Annotated in this window: 14 protein-coding genes; 9 read left to right on the top strand and 5 right to left on the bottom strand. The window is 59.3% G+C overall.

Annotated elements, in window-relative coordinates:
• Positions 1 to 10 precede the first annotated feature (10 nt).
• Positions 11 to 538, top strand: a complete 528-nt coding sequence (locus ACR3YK_RS08835) for a PH domain-containing protein (RefSeq protein ID WP_486174523.1) — start codon at positions 11 to 13, stop codon at positions 536 to 538.
• A gap of 85 nt (positions 539 to 623) precedes the next feature.
• On the top strand, positions 624 to 1925 hold the full coding sequence (locus tag ACR3YK_RS08840) for a UDP-glucose dehydrogenase family protein (protein ID WP_486174524.1): 1302 nt from the start codon (positions 624 to 626) through the stop codon (positions 1923 to 1925).
• On the opposite strand, the gene ACR3YK_RS08845 is transcribed toward ACR3YK_RS08840, so the two are convergent.
• The gene (locus ACR3YK_RS08845; RefSeq protein ID WP_486174525.1) at positions 1824 to 2483 is read right to left on the bottom strand and encodes a GtrA family protein; all 660 of its coding nucleotides are present in this window, start codon (positions 2481 to 2483) and stop codon (positions 1824 to 1826) included. The genes ACR3YK_RS08840 and ACR3YK_RS08845 overlap by 102 nt on opposite strands.
• Between ACR3YK_RS08845 and ACR3YK_RS08850 the strand changes: the two genes are divergently transcribed.
• From ACR3YK_RS08850 to ACR3YK_RS08860, 3 genes are all read left to right on the top strand, one after another.
• Entirely contained in the window at positions 2482 to 3594 is a 1113-nt protein-coding gene (locus ACR3YK_RS08850) for a 5-(carboxyamino)imidazole ribonucleotide synthase (RefSeq protein WP_486174526.1), read from the top strand. The two genes, ACR3YK_RS08845 and ACR3YK_RS08850, sit on opposite strands and share 2 nt — an antisense overlap.
• A gap of 68 nt (positions 3595 to 3662) precedes the next feature.
• The gene (gene purE / locus ACR3YK_RS08855) at positions 3663 to 4157 is read left to right on the top strand and encodes a 5-(carboxyamino)imidazole ribonucleotide mutase (RefSeq protein WP_486174527.1); all 495 of its coding nucleotides are present in this window, start codon (positions 3663 to 3665) and stop codon (positions 4155 to 4157) included.
• The gene (locus tag ACR3YK_RS08860) at positions 4154 to 5500 is read left to right on the top strand and encodes an LCP family protein (RefSeq protein ID WP_486174528.1); all 1347 of its coding nucleotides are present in this window, start codon (positions 4154 to 4156) and stop codon (positions 5498 to 5500) included. The genes purE and ACR3YK_RS08860 overlap by 4 nt, the downstream gene beginning before the upstream one ends.
• 25 nt (positions 5501 to 5525) lie before the next feature.
• Here the strand turns inward: ACR3YK_RS08860 and ACR3YK_RS08865 are convergent, their stop codons facing one another.
• Positions 5526 to 6683: a glycosyltransferase family 4 protein gene (locus ACR3YK_RS08865; RefSeq protein ID WP_486174529.1), complete on the bottom strand. Its 1158-nt coding sequence runs from the start codon at positions 6681 to 6683 to the stop codon at positions 5526 to 5528.
• Positions 6684 to 6700: 17 nt separating this feature from the next.
• A complete protein-coding gene (locus ACR3YK_RS08870) occupies positions 6701 to 8689 on the bottom strand; it encodes a DUF6541 family protein (RefSeq protein ID WP_486174530.1) in 1989 nt (662 codons plus the stop codon).
• A gap of 149 nt (positions 8690 to 8838) precedes the next feature.
• On the opposite strand from ACR3YK_RS08870, the gene ACR3YK_RS08875 reads away from it, so the two are divergent.
• The 3 genes from ACR3YK_RS08875 to glf are packed head-to-tail and all read left to right on the top strand — an operon-like array spanning position 8839 to position 11799.
• Positions 8839 to 9795: a glycosyltransferase gene (locus ACR3YK_RS08875; RefSeq protein WP_486174531.1), complete on the top strand. Its 957-nt coding sequence runs from the start codon at positions 8839 to 8841 to the stop codon at positions 9793 to 9795.
• The gene (locus tag ACR3YK_RS08880) at positions 9792 to 10631 is read left to right on the top strand and encodes a glycosyltransferase (RefSeq protein WP_486174532.1); all 840 of its coding nucleotides are present in this window, start codon (positions 9792 to 9794) and stop codon (positions 10629 to 10631) included. The genes ACR3YK_RS08875 and ACR3YK_RS08880 overlap by 4 nt, the downstream gene beginning before the upstream one ends.
• 10 nt (positions 10632 to 10641) lie before the next feature.
• Entirely contained in the window at positions 10642 to 11799 is a 1158-nt protein-coding gene (glf, locus tag ACR3YK_RS08885; RefSeq protein ID WP_486174533.1) for a UDP-galactopyranose mutase, read from the top strand.
• A 36-nt stretch (positions 11800 to 11835) separates the two neighbouring features.
• On the opposite strand, the gene ACR3YK_RS08890 is transcribed toward glf, so the two are convergent.
• Positions 11836 to 12063, bottom strand: a complete 228-nt coding sequence (locus ACR3YK_RS08890) for a DUF6752 domain-containing protein (RefSeq protein ID WP_486174534.1) — start codon at positions 12061 to 12063, stop codon at positions 11836 to 11838.
• On the bottom strand, positions 12051 to 13646 hold the full coding sequence (locus tag ACR3YK_RS08895; RefSeq protein ID WP_486174535.1) for a LicD family protein: 1596 nt from the start codon (positions 13644 to 13646) through the stop codon (positions 12051 to 12053). The genes ACR3YK_RS08890 and ACR3YK_RS08895 overlap by 13 nt, the downstream gene beginning before the upstream one ends.
• 235 nt (positions 13647 to 13881) lie before the next feature.
• Between ACR3YK_RS08895 and ACR3YK_RS08900 the strand changes: the two genes are divergently transcribed.
• Complete coding sequence (locus tag ACR3YK_RS08900; protein WP_486174536.1) at positions 13882 to 15588, top strand: CDP-glycerol glycerophosphotransferase family protein; 1707 nt, start codon at positions 13882 to 13884, stop codon at positions 15586 to 15588.
• Positions 15589 to 15681 lie beyond the last annotated feature (93 nt).

The raw sequence follows: 15681 nt of genomic DNA on the forward strand, positions 1-15681 counted from the left end.
GCCCCATGAGATGAGCGTTCAGCGCGAAGCCATAGTTGCTCGCGTGCGCTCCCACGCCCGGGCACTGATTTTTCCCGGCATCGTCTTTGTGGCGACAGCCGGTGCCCTTGGCTACTTCTTCGGTAGTTTTGCCGAGACTTGGCAGAACCTCGCCCTGCTCACGGCGGGCCTGTTGCTGATCGCCGTCGCGTGGTTCTTGCCTTTCTTTGCCTGGTTGGCGCGAAATTACACGATCACCACACGCCGCGTTGTGCTCTCCAGCGGAGTCTTCGTGCGCGTGCGTCAAGAGCTCCTGCACAGCCGCGGCTACGACGTCACGGTCCGCCAGTCGTGGGTTCAGCGGATGTTCGGCAGCGGTGACCTCCTGATCAATGCGGGCCACGACCACCCGGTGGTGCTGCGCGACATCCCCTCGGTGGCGCTCACTCAGGCGGCACTGCACGACCTCATGGAAAACAACCAGAACGTGGTTTCGATGCGTCGCCAACGCGATGAATCGCATCCGTCTGATGAGACCACCGTGTGGGGAACCCGGTAATTCCGCAGCGAGCTGGCGTGGTGCGCTTCGACCGTTGTCAAAGAACAGCACCGAGGAGAAACGTGCATCGGGTAAGGTGCGCAGCGTGAAGATTTCAGTTATTGGCTGCGGATACTTGGGTGCCGTGCACGCATCGTCACTTGCGAAGCTTGGTCATGATGTTGTGGGCATCGATATCGATCAGGCGAAGGTCGACTCGCTCGCCTCAGCTCATGCACCATTTTACGAACCCGGACTGCCCGAATTGCTGGCCGAGACCCTGGCCGCTGGAACGCTGGCGTTTACTACCGACATCGGCCAGGCGCAGGAAGCCACGGTGCATTTCATCGCCGTCGGCACCCCGCAGCAGGAGGGGTCGAACGCCGCTGATCTGAGGTTCGTTGAAGCCGCCTTTGACGCCATCGTTCCGCAGTTGGCTCCCGGCGACATTGTTGTCGGCAAATCGACGGTTCCGGTCGGCACTGCAGAGCGTCTGGCGGCTCAGATCGAGGCTACCGGAGCTCACCTCGCATGGAACCCCGAATTTTTGCGGGAAGGCTACGCCGTCAAAGACACCATTAGCCCTGACCGTTTGGTGTACGGAGTGCGAACGGGCGACGACCACTCAGTGGCGGCACTCGACGAGGTTTATGCTTCGGTGCTCGCTCAAGATATTCCCCGTCTTGTCACCGATTTCGCTACCGCGGAGCTTGTCAAAGTCGCCGCCAATGCGTTCTTGGCCACCAAAATTTCCTTCATCAATGCGATGGCCGAGGTCGCTGAAGTGACCGGCGCCGACGTGACGCAACTGGCGGATGCCATTGGTTACGATCAGCGAATCGGTCGCCGTTTCTTGAACGCGGGTCTGGGTTTCGGTGGCGGGTGCCTGCCGAAAGACATCCGTGGATTCATGGCACGGGCTTCCGAATTGGGCGCGGGCGACGCTCTCAATTTCTTGGGTGAGGTCGATGCGATCAACCTTCGCCGTCGTGAGCGCATGGTCGATCTGTGTCGCGAGGTTCTGGGTGGCACAATCGCGGGCGCCCGTATTGCGGTTCTTGGTTTGGCGTTCAAGCCAGATTCCGATGACGTTCGTGATTCACCGGCCTTGGATGTTGCGGCACGCTTGGCTGAACTTGGTGCCGCTGTGCGGGCGACCGATCCGCAAGCGATCGAAACTTCGCGCCGCATCCGTCCCGAGCTTGACTATGTGGCGACGCCACTCGAGGCTGCGCGCGACGCGGACGTTGTTCTGGTACTCACCGAGTGGCGAGAGTACCGTGAGCTTGAGCCCGAAACCCTAGCGTCAGTCGTCGCGAAGCGTGCGATCCTCGACGGTCGAAACTGTCTGGACCCGGTGCAGTGGCGCGAAGCCGGCTGGGGATACCGGGCGTTGGGGCGCCACTAGCCCTGGAGCGTCTGGGCCCGAAGGTGCCTCGGTCTGCTCGGCAAACACCCACGTGCGATAACCCCAGAAGCGAAAGATCGTACCAAGGGCTAGGCCGATGACGTTGCTGGAGATGTTGTCGGCCAGCAGTGAGGTAAAGCCCAGAACGTAGTGCGAGACGACGAGGCAGCTGAGTCCGATGGCGATGCCTCCCAGACTCACCAGAGCAAATTTCAGCCCTTCGTGGACGGGATGCTGAAGGGTGGTTCGGCGAAAAGTCCAGTAACGGTTGCCGAGCCAGTTCGCAACGATTGCAACACCGGTTGAAGCGATCTTCGCGACGATGGGTCCTTCGTGCAGCAGTTCGGGTGCGAGCACGGTCGTGCGCAGAATATTGAAGATCGTGACGTCAATTACTACTCCCACGGCGCCGACAACTCCAAAGCGGCTGAGCTGAGTGATGAGTGAACGCACGAATCCGACCGATTGATAAGCAAAGATAGAGGGAGCGGTGAAATTGTAGCTGCGAAGTCTTGCACAATCCTGACAATCAGTCAGGGCTACCTCTGGAGAGTTCATGTCAGTAAAAGTCGGAGTTATTGGTGGCGGCCAGCTCGCGCGCATGATGATCCCGCCCGCCATTAACCTGGGGATCGACATCCGAGTGCTCGCAGAAGCGGAGGGCTCTCCGGCTGCTCTTGCTGCGACCGCCGTCGGTGACTACCGCTCGGTCGAGGAAGTTCTCGCGTTCGCGCGCCTCGTCGACGTCGTGACGTTCGATCATGAGCATGTTCCGCAAGAGGTTCTGGCCGCCATGGTAAACGAGGGCATCGCTGTGCACCCCGGCCCGCATGCTCTTCTCTTTGCCCAAGACAAATTGCTGATGCGCCAGCGACTCGAGCAGCTCGGGCTTCCCATGCCGGCGTGGGCAAAAGTCGCGACCGCCGCTGACGTCGAGGCGTTCCTCGATGCCCATGGCGGCGTCGGTGTTCTCAAGACGCCGCGCGGCGGTTATGACGGCAAGGGGGTCAAGATTGTGCGCGCGGCCTCTGAGGCAGCTGACTGGCTTGACTCTGGCGAGCTCCTCATCGAAGAACTTGTGGATTTCAGCCGCGAACTCGCTCAGTCAATTGCGCGTAATCGTTCAGGTGACGTGGCGTTGTGGCCTGTTGTTGAGAGCATCCAACGCGACAGTGTGTGTGCTGAAGTCATCGCTCCTGCGCCGGGTGTCAGCGCTGAACTCGCTGACGAGGCCGCCGCGATTGCTCGGATGATCGCCGAAGGGCTCGACGTGACGGGGGTGTTGGCGGTCGAACTCTTCGAAACTAGCGATGGGCGCATCGTGATCAACGAGCTTGCGATGCGGCCGCACAACACCGGACATTGGAGTATCGACGGCTGCCAGACCAGCCAGTTCGAGCAGCACCTCCGTGCAGTACTCGACTTGCCGCTTGGTGCCACGGCCCCCCGCGAACCGTGGTCGGTTATGGTGAATATTCTGGGTGGGCCCGTAGGGCAGCAATTTCACGAGCGCATCGGCGCGGCGACAGAAGCATCGCCGGCCACAAAGATTCACGACTATTCGAAGCACTCACGTCCGGGCCGCAAAGTGGGGCATGTCACGGCGTCGGGGTTGACTCTCGATGTTGTTCGCGACGCCGCTCGCGCGGCTGCGGCTCAGTTCGAGTAGTCCCACGCGGTGCTGGCTCGCCGTGTGTTGAGAACAGTGCATCCGAAACCGGCAGATAGGATCCTCATATGTCTTCACCGCTCGTCTCGATTGTCATGGGATCTGATTCCGATTGGTCCGTAATGCAGGGCGCAGCGCAGATCCTCGCCGAGTTTGATGTCGCTTGTGAGGTAGAAGTCGTTTCGGCGCACCGCACCCCTGAGCGAATGATCGAGTTCGGCCGTCAAGCGGCATCACGCGGGGTCAACGTGATTATCGCCGGTGCTGGCGGTGCGGCTCACCTGCCTGGCATGGTGGCATCGGTGACGACACTTCCGGTGGTCGGGGTTCCGGTTCCCCTCGCAAAACTTGACGGGCTTGACTCGTTATTGTCTATCGTCCAGATGCCTGCCGGGATTCCGGTGGCAACGGTCTCGATCGGCGGGGCCACCAACGCGGGGCTTCTCGCTCTTCGCATCATCGGCTCGACAGACGCCGCGGTGGCTGACAAGCTGCAGGCGTATGCCACGGGGCTTGAAGCGATGGTTGCCGAGAAGAATACCGCGCTGCAGCGACTGCTGTGAGTACTCCTAGCTCTTTACGGGCTCCCGACCTCTCATCGACGCCCGTGATGACTCGCCGGGCGTGGTGGCTCGTCGTGCTCAACGTTTTCGTGCCGGGCTCGGCGCAGATCCTTGCCGGCAGTCGACGGCTTGGACGTTTTGCGGTCGTAGTGACGTTACTTTTCTGGTTGTTCGTCGTCATCGCAATCGGTCTATTCTTCGGCGCTCGCGACCTCTTCTTGTCAGCGTTCACGAACGCTTTCGTGCTTGCCATCGTTGAAGTTGTTCTGGTGGCGTACGTGCTCCTCTGGATCGTGCTCGCTATTGATTCGCTGCGGTTGGCTCACCTTAAGCGGGCTAGCGCAGGAGCTCGGCCGTTTGTCGTCGGCTTCGCGCTGATGGCACTCGTGGCGTATTCGGGAGTGGCCGTGGCCGCGGTCAACATTGTGGACTCGGCCCGTTCAACGATTTCAGAAGTCTTCAGCAGTGCAGACTACGAAGAACCAACCGACGGTCGGTACAACATTCTGCTGTTGGGCGGTGATGCCGGTCCAGACCGTGTCGGGTTGCGGCCCGACAGTATCTCGGTCGCAAGTGTGGATGCCGAGACGGGGGAGACGACTCTCATTGGAATCCCGCGCAACCTTGAGTCGATTCCCTTTGTCGAGGGTTCGCCGCTCTATCAAGATTTTCCTTCCGGTTACGACTGCGGTGACGAATGCCTCATCAGCTACTTGTACACCTACGGTGAAGAGAACCCTGACCTGTATCCAGATGCCGAGGCGAATGCGAGTTCTGCGGGCGTCGAAGCAATGCGAGACGCAGTGGGGGGAGTGACAGGGCTGCACCTGCACTACTACGTGCTCATCGACATGAAGGGCTTCGATGATCTCATCGATGCCCTCGGCGGCGTGGTGATCAACGTGACGGAGCGGCAACCTATCGGTGGCGGTGAAGATGAATTTGGCCAGCCCATCAACGTGGATGGTTGGGTCGAGGTCGGTGAACGACGCCTCGGAGGATGGGAAGCGCTCTGGTACGCGCGAGCTCGGCACGGGTCGAACGACTACGATCGCATGCTCCGTCAGCGTGAAGTGCAGGAGGCGATTCTGCGCCAGTTCGAACCCGCGAACATCCTCTCCAAGTTTCGAAGCGTCGCGGATGCGGGCAAGCAAGTGGTGACCACCGACATCCCTAGTGTCATGTTGAGCGTGTTCACCCAACTGGCAACCAACGCTCGGGACATGCCAATAACCACCGTAGAACTTTCACCGCCGGCGATCGACGTCGGTAACCCTGACTTTGACTACATTCGCGAACTCATTTCAGAGTCGACGCAAGCGTCGGAGTCTGCCGACGAATGATTGCAGCGGAAAAGACTCGCCTGATTTAGAGGTCGGCGTGAAGCTGCCAAACTTTTTCTGCGGCTGTCTGCCAGCTGAACAGCTGCGCGCGATCGAATCCTTGGATGCTGAGGTTGCGTGCACGCTCGTCGTCGCCGACGATTTCGGATAGCGCGTGCGCCAGCCGTTCAGGGTAGCTTTCAGCGGGATACCGAGCGACAGCGAGGCTTGAATCTGCGCTAAGTTCCATAATCGCGGGAGCGTCGGAGTGGATGACCGGAACTTGCGCCGCGAACGCTTCGAGTACCGGCAGGCTGAAGCCTTCTGCGGTGCTTGGGTAGGCAAAGACGGTCGCATTGGTGAGTGCGACGGCGAGATCTGCGTCGCCGAGTACCCCGAGGTGGCGTATGCGTCCTGGCTCTATTCCGGCCTCGGCCATAGCGGTTTCGATGTCGTGTTTTCCCCATGCGGGTGGCCCCGAAATGAGGAGCGGAATCTCCGGAGCATCGGGATGTGCCATCGCGGTGATGAGGGCGTCTAGCCCCGTGTGTGGCGCCAAAGTTCCTGTGGTGAGAATGTAGCGCTCGGGTAGCTCCAGCGCATGTGCGCGGGCTTCCGCATTGAAGGGAAGAGCAAGGTGACCGCTAGCGGCACCAGAGATAACGCGAACCCGGTCGCCGAAGTCGACGATCTCACTGAGTTCGTCAGCCAGTGAATGGCAGGTCACCACGATGGCGTCAGCGTACTTGTGCGCCCGCTTGACCATGGCTTTGTTCCACGCTACTTGGGCGTTGGTCAACGACTCTGGACTGGTCCACGCGAGAGTGTCGTGAATCGTGACGACGGTTTGAGTGCCAATATCGTTCACGCGGTCGTGGCGCGAGAGCGGTGCAAACAAGCTGGGGGAGTGAACGAGTCCTTTGCCCGACATCCGTGTTGCGGGAATGGTCGTGACGCCGTGTTGCCAGGCTCTGAGCAGCGCGTCGTGGCTGAGGCGCAGCGTCGTGAGCTCAGCCAAGTGAGGAAACAGCTCGTCGATGACTTCGCTGTTGGTGCTATTGCTTGAAACGATCCCGGCTACAGCACAGTTCGGGGGAGCCACAGTGACGAGTTGCTTTACGAGTTCCTGCGAATAGCGGCGCAGATTGCGCGACGCTGGCGCAGCAATGTCGTCGAGAACGACTCTCAATGTGGTCATTGCCATGGGTTTCCTTTTGTTTGTTATTCACACGCAGCGATTTTGTATAGCCCTACGTCTCCGCTCGTGTACAGGGGCTCCACCGCATCCGAAGTTGCAAGCCGGGTGAGCCCCATGAAGTTGTGTTCGTCGTCGTGAACTTCGCGAGTACCGAAATCTAGCGCATACCCCACTTCGAGGGTCGCGAGGGCATCGCACACGCTAGTGTAGCTAGCGGCATCGCGCAGATGTTCGCCAATTAGCTGAGATTCTGGGGTGTCGAACCCGCCGACGTGGGGGAGCATCGCGCGGCGATCAGAAATGGCATAGACCAGTCCAGCTCCGGTCCACGGATTTCCTGCCACTACGGCACCTTCCGGCACGAAATCGTCAACGTGTTCGAGCACGTCTCGCTCGTCTGCAGTGAGTAGCGGCGCCTCGTTGTCTTCTTCTTCGTCGTCATCTTGGTGGGGGATGTCGTCAATGACGTAGTTGCTTCGAGCCTCAAGCGTTGCCACATGCAGGGAGTATCCCTGAGTCGACAAGAGCAGCAGGATCACGGCGGCGATTGTGTAGGAGCGCTGTCGCGCATCGCTGCCGGTGCCCCTGCTACCCAGGGTGGCGGTTCGAGTGCGGAGGCGGTCGTACAGCTGAACGAGGCCCATCGTGGCAAGGGGCAGTGCTACGACCGGCATGATTGACGCGAGCCGGTGGCTGTCGCCGTACCACGTTCCCACGAGCAGCGATTGGAGGAGAGAGTGAGGCATTGCGGCCGCGGCGATATACAGAATTGCAACGATGCCGAAGTTCACCAGCAACCACCCGAGTTGGCGCTGCTGACGAAGTTGGAGCGCTCCTACGATGACGAGTCCGGTGATGGTGACCGCGATCGGGAGTCCGTTCGTGGCGTTGGTCAGTACCTCGCCGAGGGCTTGCGCGGCGGTACGTGACGGCTTCCAGACGACGCTAACGCGAACGATGAGCCACGCTGCGACATAAGCTGCGAGCACAAGCAGGGTGGCAATGATGAGAGTTCGAACTCTGAACTGCGAAGCGCGCGCGGCGCGAAGTCGGGTGTATTCCCGGTGGGCTCCGACTACGACGAGAATGCTGCTCAGAGCTACAAATGCCATGGTGACGCTTGGATGGGCAAGCGTGATTCCGGGAAGCACGCCGAGCAGAGCGAACCACGCGCGAGAGGTGCGCATTTCGGGTTGATCGCTAAGCCGCGTTGCGATGACGGCGTAAGCGAGCGCGGTCGGAAGCAGGCTCACACCCAGCATGTACGGGTAGAGCACTCCGAAGTCGATGAGGCCGTAGGGAAACGCTCCAAACGCAGCCGACAGAACACCCGCACCCACGATGGCGATGGCCCGTGGTCCGAAAATTGCCCGTGCTAGAAAGACACAAGCAAGGGGCCAATAGACGGCGCCGATGAGAATTGAGACAAGGTTGACAGCGACGGGGATCGTCACGCCGCTGATGTTGGCGATTGCTGCGGTAAGCGCATGCCACCCTGCAGGGTAGAACGAGCCAACACCAGGATCGTCAATGTTGAGACCGCCGAGTGTTAGCGATGACGCATTGCCGCTGTCGATGACGTATCGCACGGCGTTGAGATGAAAGATGTTGTCGTAAGTCTGCGAGATGTTTTCCGGCTCGCCGAACGCCACGATGAATCTCATTGCGATGATCAGCGCGGCTACGCCGGTGCCGAGCGCGGCCCACGTGAGAAGCCGCGCCGGAGGACGAGCGAACGCCGCTTGAGGCCGCAGACGGTGCCACAGCAGTCTGAAAACGACCACGACAACGAGTAACACAAGGGTGACGGCGCCGATGGGGGCGAGTCCCCAAGGCGCACCAAAGAACGGTGCTGTGATCGACGCTAGGGTCACTGTCGTTAACGAGAACGCTGGGGCCGAGCCCAGCAGGGCGAGCCCTCGCAGTCCGAGAGCCCCTGACAGCAGCAGTCCCGGAGCCAATCCAATCGTGAGGACGACAAGGAATGCGGGAATGGTCTCCCACCAGGTCACTGAAGCCCTCCGGGCCGTGATTCGACGTTCTGCACGGGGTAATCCTATCTATAGGAGGTAGCTGCGCCCTGTAAAGTGTTCCTCGTGCGCTCTTCGTCTACGGTGAGTGTTGCCCTTCCCTCCGCGACAGTGAGATCGAGATACCTAAGATGCCGCAAGTTTCCCGTGTAGTTGCGGTGGTGGTGGCTTATAACCGTCGCGAACTGCTTATGGAAGCACTGGCCGCCCTCTGCGCGCAGTCACGTTCTTTAGACGCCATCGTGGTCGTCGACAATGCGTCAGACGATGGTTCGGGTGATGCGGTGCGGTCGAGTTTTCCGCAGGTCGATCTGGTTACCCTCGAGCGCAATACGGGTGGCGCAGGTGGTTTTGCCGCAGGAATGGCTCACGCTCTCGCTGTGCACGATCCCACATGGCTCTGGCTCATGGACGATGACACAATCCCCACGCCGTCCGCTGCAGCTGAACTGCTTGCCGCCGTTGACGCTCAACCTGAGGTGACAATCGCCGGATCCCGCGTGATCTGGACCGACGGACGCGATCATCCGATGAATACCCCGCGGGAGAAGCCATTCGTCAGCAAGACTGAGAGATCAGCGGCGAAGGCGGCAGGGACCCTTGCGGTTCGCAGCTCATCCTTCGTCTCCATGTTCGTCGCGGCGGACGCGGTACGGCGATGCGGTCTGCCCATCGCCGACTACTTCATCTGGAACGATGATTTCGAATTCTCGACACGTATCCTCCGTCGCACTAGGGGCGTTTTCGTTCCCGCGAGTGTTGTGGTTCATAAGACGAAGCTTCTCGGCTCGACCGATCTTGATCCGGGGGAGCGTTTTTTCTTCGAAGTTCGCAACAAAGTGTGGCTGATGCGACTCTCACGCGGGCTCACACCACGTGAGAAGGCGATGTACGGAGCGTCGAGCATCCGTCGCTGGATACGAACCATTCGTCGCTCACAACAGCGATCGGTCTTGTGGTCGGGATTGCGCCGTGGACTCGCGGAGGGCATTCGCACGCGGCCCCAGTCGAATGTAGATTTCTTCGCCGACCTCTCGGTCGTTGCCAAGGCCGTCGCCAGCATCGAGCGATCAGTGAGCACGCGATGACGGCTGACGATCAAGCCTTCTCGTTGCTCTTGCCGGTTTATGCGGGAGACCGGCCCGCCTTTCTTGAGCGGGCGTTTCGAAGTTGCATCGACGAACAGACCCTCAAACCCGCGGAAGTGGTGATCGTGCAAGACGGTCCTATTTCGCGGGAGTTGGGAGCGATGATGACGAAGCTTGTTGAGTCGTCATCCGTTCCCGCCAAGCTGGTGGTTTTGGAAAGCAATCGGGGGCTCGCTCACGCGCTCGAAGTGGGGCTCGCGGAATGTGCGTGCGACGTTGTGGCGCGGATGGATGCCGACGACGTGTCGTTGCCGACCCGTTTTGAGAAGCAGCGCGCTGCAATCGCGGGCGGGCTCGATCTGGTCGGCACGGCCATGTACGAGTTCGCGGAGGATGACGGCTCGGTCATTGGAAAGCGCATTCCTCCTCAAGGCCAGGAGGAAATCGCACGGTACTCGCGCTTTCACGATCCCTTCAACCATCCGACTGTTATGTATCGTCGGTCCGCGGTGCGGGCCGCGGGCGGTTACATCGACGTGGGACTGATGGAAGACTATTGGCTTTTCGCGCGCATGATTGATGCGAGGGCGAAGGTCGACAATTTGCAAGAAGCTTTGCTGATGTATCGAGTGAGCGCGGGAGCGTATACGCGCCGGGGTGGCCTCGGCCAACTCAAGGCAGAGTTGCGTTTGCAGAGGGAGTTTAGAAAGCTGGGGTTCACCACCCCGTTGCAGAATGTTCGTAATGTGATTGTGCGCGGAGGTTACCGTCTGGTGCCTGTCGCGATTCGTCGTATCGCTTACCGTCGGTTTATTGCCCGCGGCTTCCACTCCTAAAGGTTGTACTGTGACTCCAGATCTGCTCGTAGTTGGTTCCGGCTTTTTCGGTTTGACGATCGCTGAACGTGCCGCGAATGAGTTGGGCCTGAAGGTGCTCGTTATTGATCGCCGCTCGCACATTGGTGGCAACGCTTACAGCGAGATCGAGCCTGAGACGGGAATTGAGGTGCACCGCTACGGGGCACATTTGTTCCACACGTCGAACAAGCACGTGTGGGATTACGTGACACAGTTCACACAGTTCACCGATTACCAACACCGGGTGTATACGAACCACGGCGGCGAGGTCTTTCCTCTTCCCATCAATCTGGGCACGATCAACCAGTTCTTCCGTGCCGCTTTTGGGCCGGATGCCGCACGCGCGCTTGTGGCTGAGCAAGCGTCGGAGCTGGGCGATGCCGAACCGCAGAACTTGGAAGAGAAAGCGATTTCGCTCATCGGTCGCCCGCTCTATGAAGCCTTTATTCGCGATTACACCGCGAAGCAGTGGCAGACGGCTCCTACCGATTTGCCCGCCGAGGTCATTAGCCGCCTGCCCGTTCGTTACAGCTACGACAATCATTACTTCAATGACACTTACGAGGGTTTGCCTGTCGACGGCTACACCGCCTGGATTGAACGGATGGCGGATCACCCCAATATTGAGGTTCGACTCAACACTGATTTCTTTGACGAGTCTCAGCCGATTAATAAGCAGACAATGGTGGGCAAGGTTCCCGTTGTGTACACGGGGCCTGTTGACCGTTACTTCGACTTCGTCGAAGGCGAGTTGTCATGGCGCACACTCGATTTCGAGCAGGAGGTGCTTGAGGTGGGGGACTTCCAGGGCACATCTGTCATGAACTATGCGGATGCTGATGTGCCGTTCACGCGCATCCACGAGTTCCGTCATTTTCACCCCGAGCGGGACTATCAGTCGCAAAAGACTGTCATCATGCGTGAGTTTTCGCGTTTCGCGAACCGCGACGACGAGCCGTACTATCCGGTGAACACCCCGGAGGACCGTCAGCGCTTGCTGGAGTACCGCAAGCATGCGGATGCCGAGGTCGGTGTGTTCTTCGGCGGTCGCTTGGGTACATACCAGTACCTCGATATGCACATGGCGATTGCGTCGGCGCTGAGTATGTTCGAGAACAAATTGCGCCCGGTTCTTGCACAGGGTTAGTGCCGCGACCCCGTGCAGCGGGGGAACGCCGGCTGGTTAGATCTTCTCGCGCAGGCGCTCGAAGACGAGATCGTAGAGTTCAGCTACGCGCAGGCTGTCATTGCGCAGTTCGTCGATCTCTTGACGCAGTTCCGCGATTTCTTTCTCGTAGTTGACGATCCTACTGGCGAGGCCGGCGTCTTCGCTGGAGTGCACGAGCACCTTGATGGTGTTTGCAGTGCGTGGCGCGATCTTGTTGAGGATCCGTCCGATTAGGCGTTCCATGATGCTGCCTCCTTTTCAGTGTGGCTGGCGTGCGATCGTCGAATGACGACGGTTGCGGTTCGGCGGTGCCCGTTAGCGGTTCGCCGTTTTCCGGTGTGAAGTAGTTCTGCTGTGAGTCCGTGGGGTGTGATTTCGGCGTGCAGCCAGTCGAGGGGGTAATGCCAGGTGAGGGGGTTATCGCCGCGAAAATGGGTGACCGAGTAGTTGGTATCAAACGTTGTGATCGCGAGGCCGTCGGCATCCATCACGAGTTTCAAGAAGAGGAAAAGATTCGCTCGCCCCTCTTTAGTGAGTCCCGCCAGCAGATTCGTGGCGTTGAAATTCCAGGTTATGCCCTGCCTGACGAGTTCGGCTCCGAATGCCAGCAGCTCTCGGCGGTCATAGATGTTGAGGTAACGAAACTCGATCGAGGAAGAGGTTTTGGCTTCAGTTTGGGCACGGGCGTTCGCGCGCGATAGCGCTTTGTAGCTGTAGTCGATACCGATCACCGCGTGTCCGTGGTTGGCGATGGTGATGGCATCGGCACCATCGCCGGTACCGAAGTCCACGACGGCTGAGTGTGCAGGCAGCGTGGCCAGAATTGTGTCGAGCTCGCGCTTATGGGCGCGGGCGTCTCTGGTTGCAGAGGTCGCTGCTGCGGTATGTCGGGATTCCCAGAACACGCGATTGGTGTTTTGTGAGCCGAACCAGTTCTCGAAGCGTCGCCGCGTGTTCATGGGCGTGACAAATGCGAACGAGGGGTTCGGGATGCTCCACGCCGGTCCGTAACAGATCTCTAGCCAGGCTTCGGGGTCGGCGGGGCCGGGCATGCTGATTCCCGCGAATTCGATGGGTTTGAGGGGCAGGAGCGACTCGATCGGCAAGTGTCCCCGCACGTGAATCGGTTGGCAGAACTCGTTGGCGCTGCGATAGAACGCGGTGAAGATGTCGACGTAGTGGTCGATGCTTCCGTTTTGGGTGAAGTAGGTCAGTTGAAGGTGCGCCGTGGAGTGGCGCACTACGTCGTAGCCGAGGTCTTCTAGCTGGCGCTGCATCCGGTAGCTGGCGAGTGAGATGTCGGCGGGGTCGCTGTGGTCGAGAAGCACGCCGAGGTCGGTGTCATCGTCGTGGGGCAGTATGTCGCCGTCGCGTACAGCACCCAAAAGTGTTCCGCCGGTGATGTAGGCCGTGTATCCGAGTTTTTCGAGGTCCGTGAGAATCTCGTGCGTGTGGGCGATGAGGCGCTCGCGAAAAGAGTTGTCGACACCGGCGACGCTTACTCCTAGGCGACCCCACTTGTTGATGCTGAGCAGGCGACCTTCAGCGTCGCGCACTGAGACGGGCCGTGTAGCGAACCCGAATGTGACGGGGCCACTCGCGAGCAGCTCTCCGCTGCCCGAATCTGCGACCTCTAGCTGGGTACTTCCGCTGAGGTACGGCCGCAAAGCAACGGGCCACTCCAAAGCGACTGTCGGGGAGTCATTCGTTGCCGGCAGTTCTGTCGACCAGACTCGATGCCCGTCGAATCGCACATCTACCGCTTGGCCCGTGCTGTGGGCCTCAAACCGCAGCCTTCTGCGCGATGCGGTGAGTGAACTGGTCAAAGATTTCCGTATCTTAGGTTGCGAGCGAGGCCTGCTCAAGCCTCCGAAAGGGAACGTTGGATGAACGTTTGGAGGCTCTAAGCCTATCGGATACTCACTGATCAACCATGATTCCAACGCTGGAGCATCGGGGTATCTCGGCGCCATTCAGAGTGCAACATGTTAAGGTGCTATTCGCTTGCACTCTCTTCGCAAGGCGCTCCGCGTCACTCCATGTCATCAAGAAATGTAGGAAATGAAATTATTCTCCCGCTCATCGGAACGTGATCGAGGATCATTTGCGAAGCGCTTCGAGCAGGCGAATGGTCTCGAGCTCGTCGCGAATGCGCTTTCCGCCTTCAGCGTTGTGTCACTCTTGCTCGGTATCGAGTTGTGGGTCGCTCTTGCCACCGCGGGGATTTCGTTCGCTGTGATCGTAGCTTTCGGTCTGCCCGCGCTTCGTCGCGGAAGGGGGTGGCGTCAGTACGTGGGGAGATTCGTGCTTTCACGTGTGCTGGTGCTGTTCGCGATCGGCTACGCCTACGTGCGGACAAGCGATGACGTGCTCGTTTGGGTTTCCGTGGGCGTGCTCAGTCTCTTGATCGGCACTGAAGTTAATTGCGCCAAAGTTGCCGCCGGGGCCATTCCTTACGCAGTGAACCTACCTGGTATCTCGGTGCGCAATTTCCCTCTGTTTGGGGTCAATCTGATTTTCCTTGTGAACGTCATCGCTATGTTCGTTCTTGCGGGACTGGCGTGGTGGGGGGTGAATCCGTGGATTGGGATAGCGGTCACGCTCGTGGCTGCCGTTCCCACGGGTGTGGCTCTCGCAGACGGGATCCTTCGTGTTCGAAGCCGTCGGATTGCGGAACGGCAATTGTCGTCTTCGCTCGCGGCAGTGGGTCCCACTTTCGCCGTTCATTGGGATGCTCCCGCGAATACTGACTACCAGCTTGCGATGTGGCTGCCCTATCTTGAGCGTTTGAATAAGCCTTTCATCGTCGTCGCGCGTAACCGGGCAACCTTCGTCGCAGCCAGTAAGCTCACGAGCGCCCCGGTCTTACTCCGAAGCATCGTGGCCGACATGGATGGTGTGATCACACCAACGCTCAAGGCGGTGTTTTATGTGAACTCGAATGCGAAAAACGTGCACATGGCGCGATATACGCACCTCACTCATATCCAGTTGTTGCATGGAGAGAGCGACAAAGCACCGAGCTTCAACCCCGTATTACGAATGTTCGATAAGAATTTTGTGGCTGGTCAGGCAGCGATCGATCGTTTCGCCCGTGCGGGAATTGAGACGGCTCCTGAGTGGTTCTCGATCGTGGGTCGCCCTCAGGTGGAGAATATCGCCGTTGCGCGTGGGACTACTGCCGGTGGCGCGACCAAGACCGTGATGTATGCCCCCACTTGGGCTGGCTATTTTGCAGATTCGAACTACTCGTCGTTGCCGATTGGTGTCGCGATCGTCCAGTCGCTTCTGAACCGGGGCGCTCGCGTTGTCTTCCGTTCTCACCCCTACACGGGTGTGAACGCGGAGCACGCAGCGGCGGCAGAACGCATCAAGGAAATGCTGGCGTCGGACCGCGCTGTGTCGGGGCGTGAGCATTTATGGGGTCCGGCGGCGGAAAAAGATCTCTCGACTACAGAGTGTTTCAATGTCTCTGACGCACTAATCTCGGACGTCTCCAGTATTGTTCCAGACTTCCTTTACTCTGAGAAACCTTTTGCGATCGCGGCGATCGCTGCCTCGGACGATTTCGTCTCAGAGTTTCCGCTGGCTAAAGCGTCATATTTGCTCGCACGTGACGGCTCCAATATCGAACAGGTGCTCGATGAGCTGTTAGAACATGATTCGCTACTCGAAGAACGCCGCAATTGGAAGAAGTATTACTTGGGCGATTTCGCCCCTGAGGGCTATGTAGACGTTTTCCTCAACGAGGCCAAAAAGTACGTTTAGAAATTCTCGCGTTCACGTCGCGTTTTCAGTCTGTTCACCGTCCGTTCACGTTAGACTCGTGCGCAGGCTCGCCGTCGCGAGACCTGTTGCGGA

The organism is Salinibacterium sp. 10G20-15 (genome assembly GCF_057365065.1).

Coding starts and splice junctions, on each gene's coding strand:
- ACR3YK_RS08900 (WP_486174536.1), top strand. CDS start 13,882: ATGAAATTATTCTCCCGCTCATCGGAACGTGATCGAGGATCATTTGCG.
- ACR3YK_RS08880 (WP_486174532.1), top strand. CDS start 9,792: ATGACGGCTGACGATCAAGCCTTCTCGTTGCTCTTGCCGGTTTATGCG.
- ACR3YK_RS08845 (WP_486174525.1), bottom strand. CDS start 2,483: ATGAACTCTCCAGAGGTAGCCCTGACTGATTGTCAGGATTGTGCAAGA.
- ACR3YK_RS08835 (WP_486174523.1), top strand. CDS start 11: ATGAGCGTTCAGCGCGAAGCCATAGTTGCTCGCGTGCGCTCCCACGCC.
- purE (WP_486174527.1), top strand. CDS start 3,663: ATGTCTTCACCGCTCGTCTCGATTGTCATGGGATCTGATTCCGATTGG.
- ACR3YK_RS08890 (WP_486174534.1), bottom strand. CDS start 12,063: ATGGAACGCCTAATCGGACGGATCCTCAACAAGATCGCGCCACGCACT.
- ACR3YK_RS08850 (WP_486174526.1), top strand. CDS start 2,482: ATGTCAGTAAAAGTCGGAGTTATTGGTGGCGGCCAGCTCGCGCGCATG.
- ACR3YK_RS08875 (WP_486174531.1), top strand. CDS start 8,839: ATGCCGCAAGTTTCCCGTGTAGTTGCGGTGGTGGTGGCTTATAACCGT.
- ACR3YK_RS08865 (WP_486174529.1), bottom strand. CDS start 6,683: ATGGCAATGACCACATTGAGAGTCGTTCTCGACGACATTGCTGCGCCA.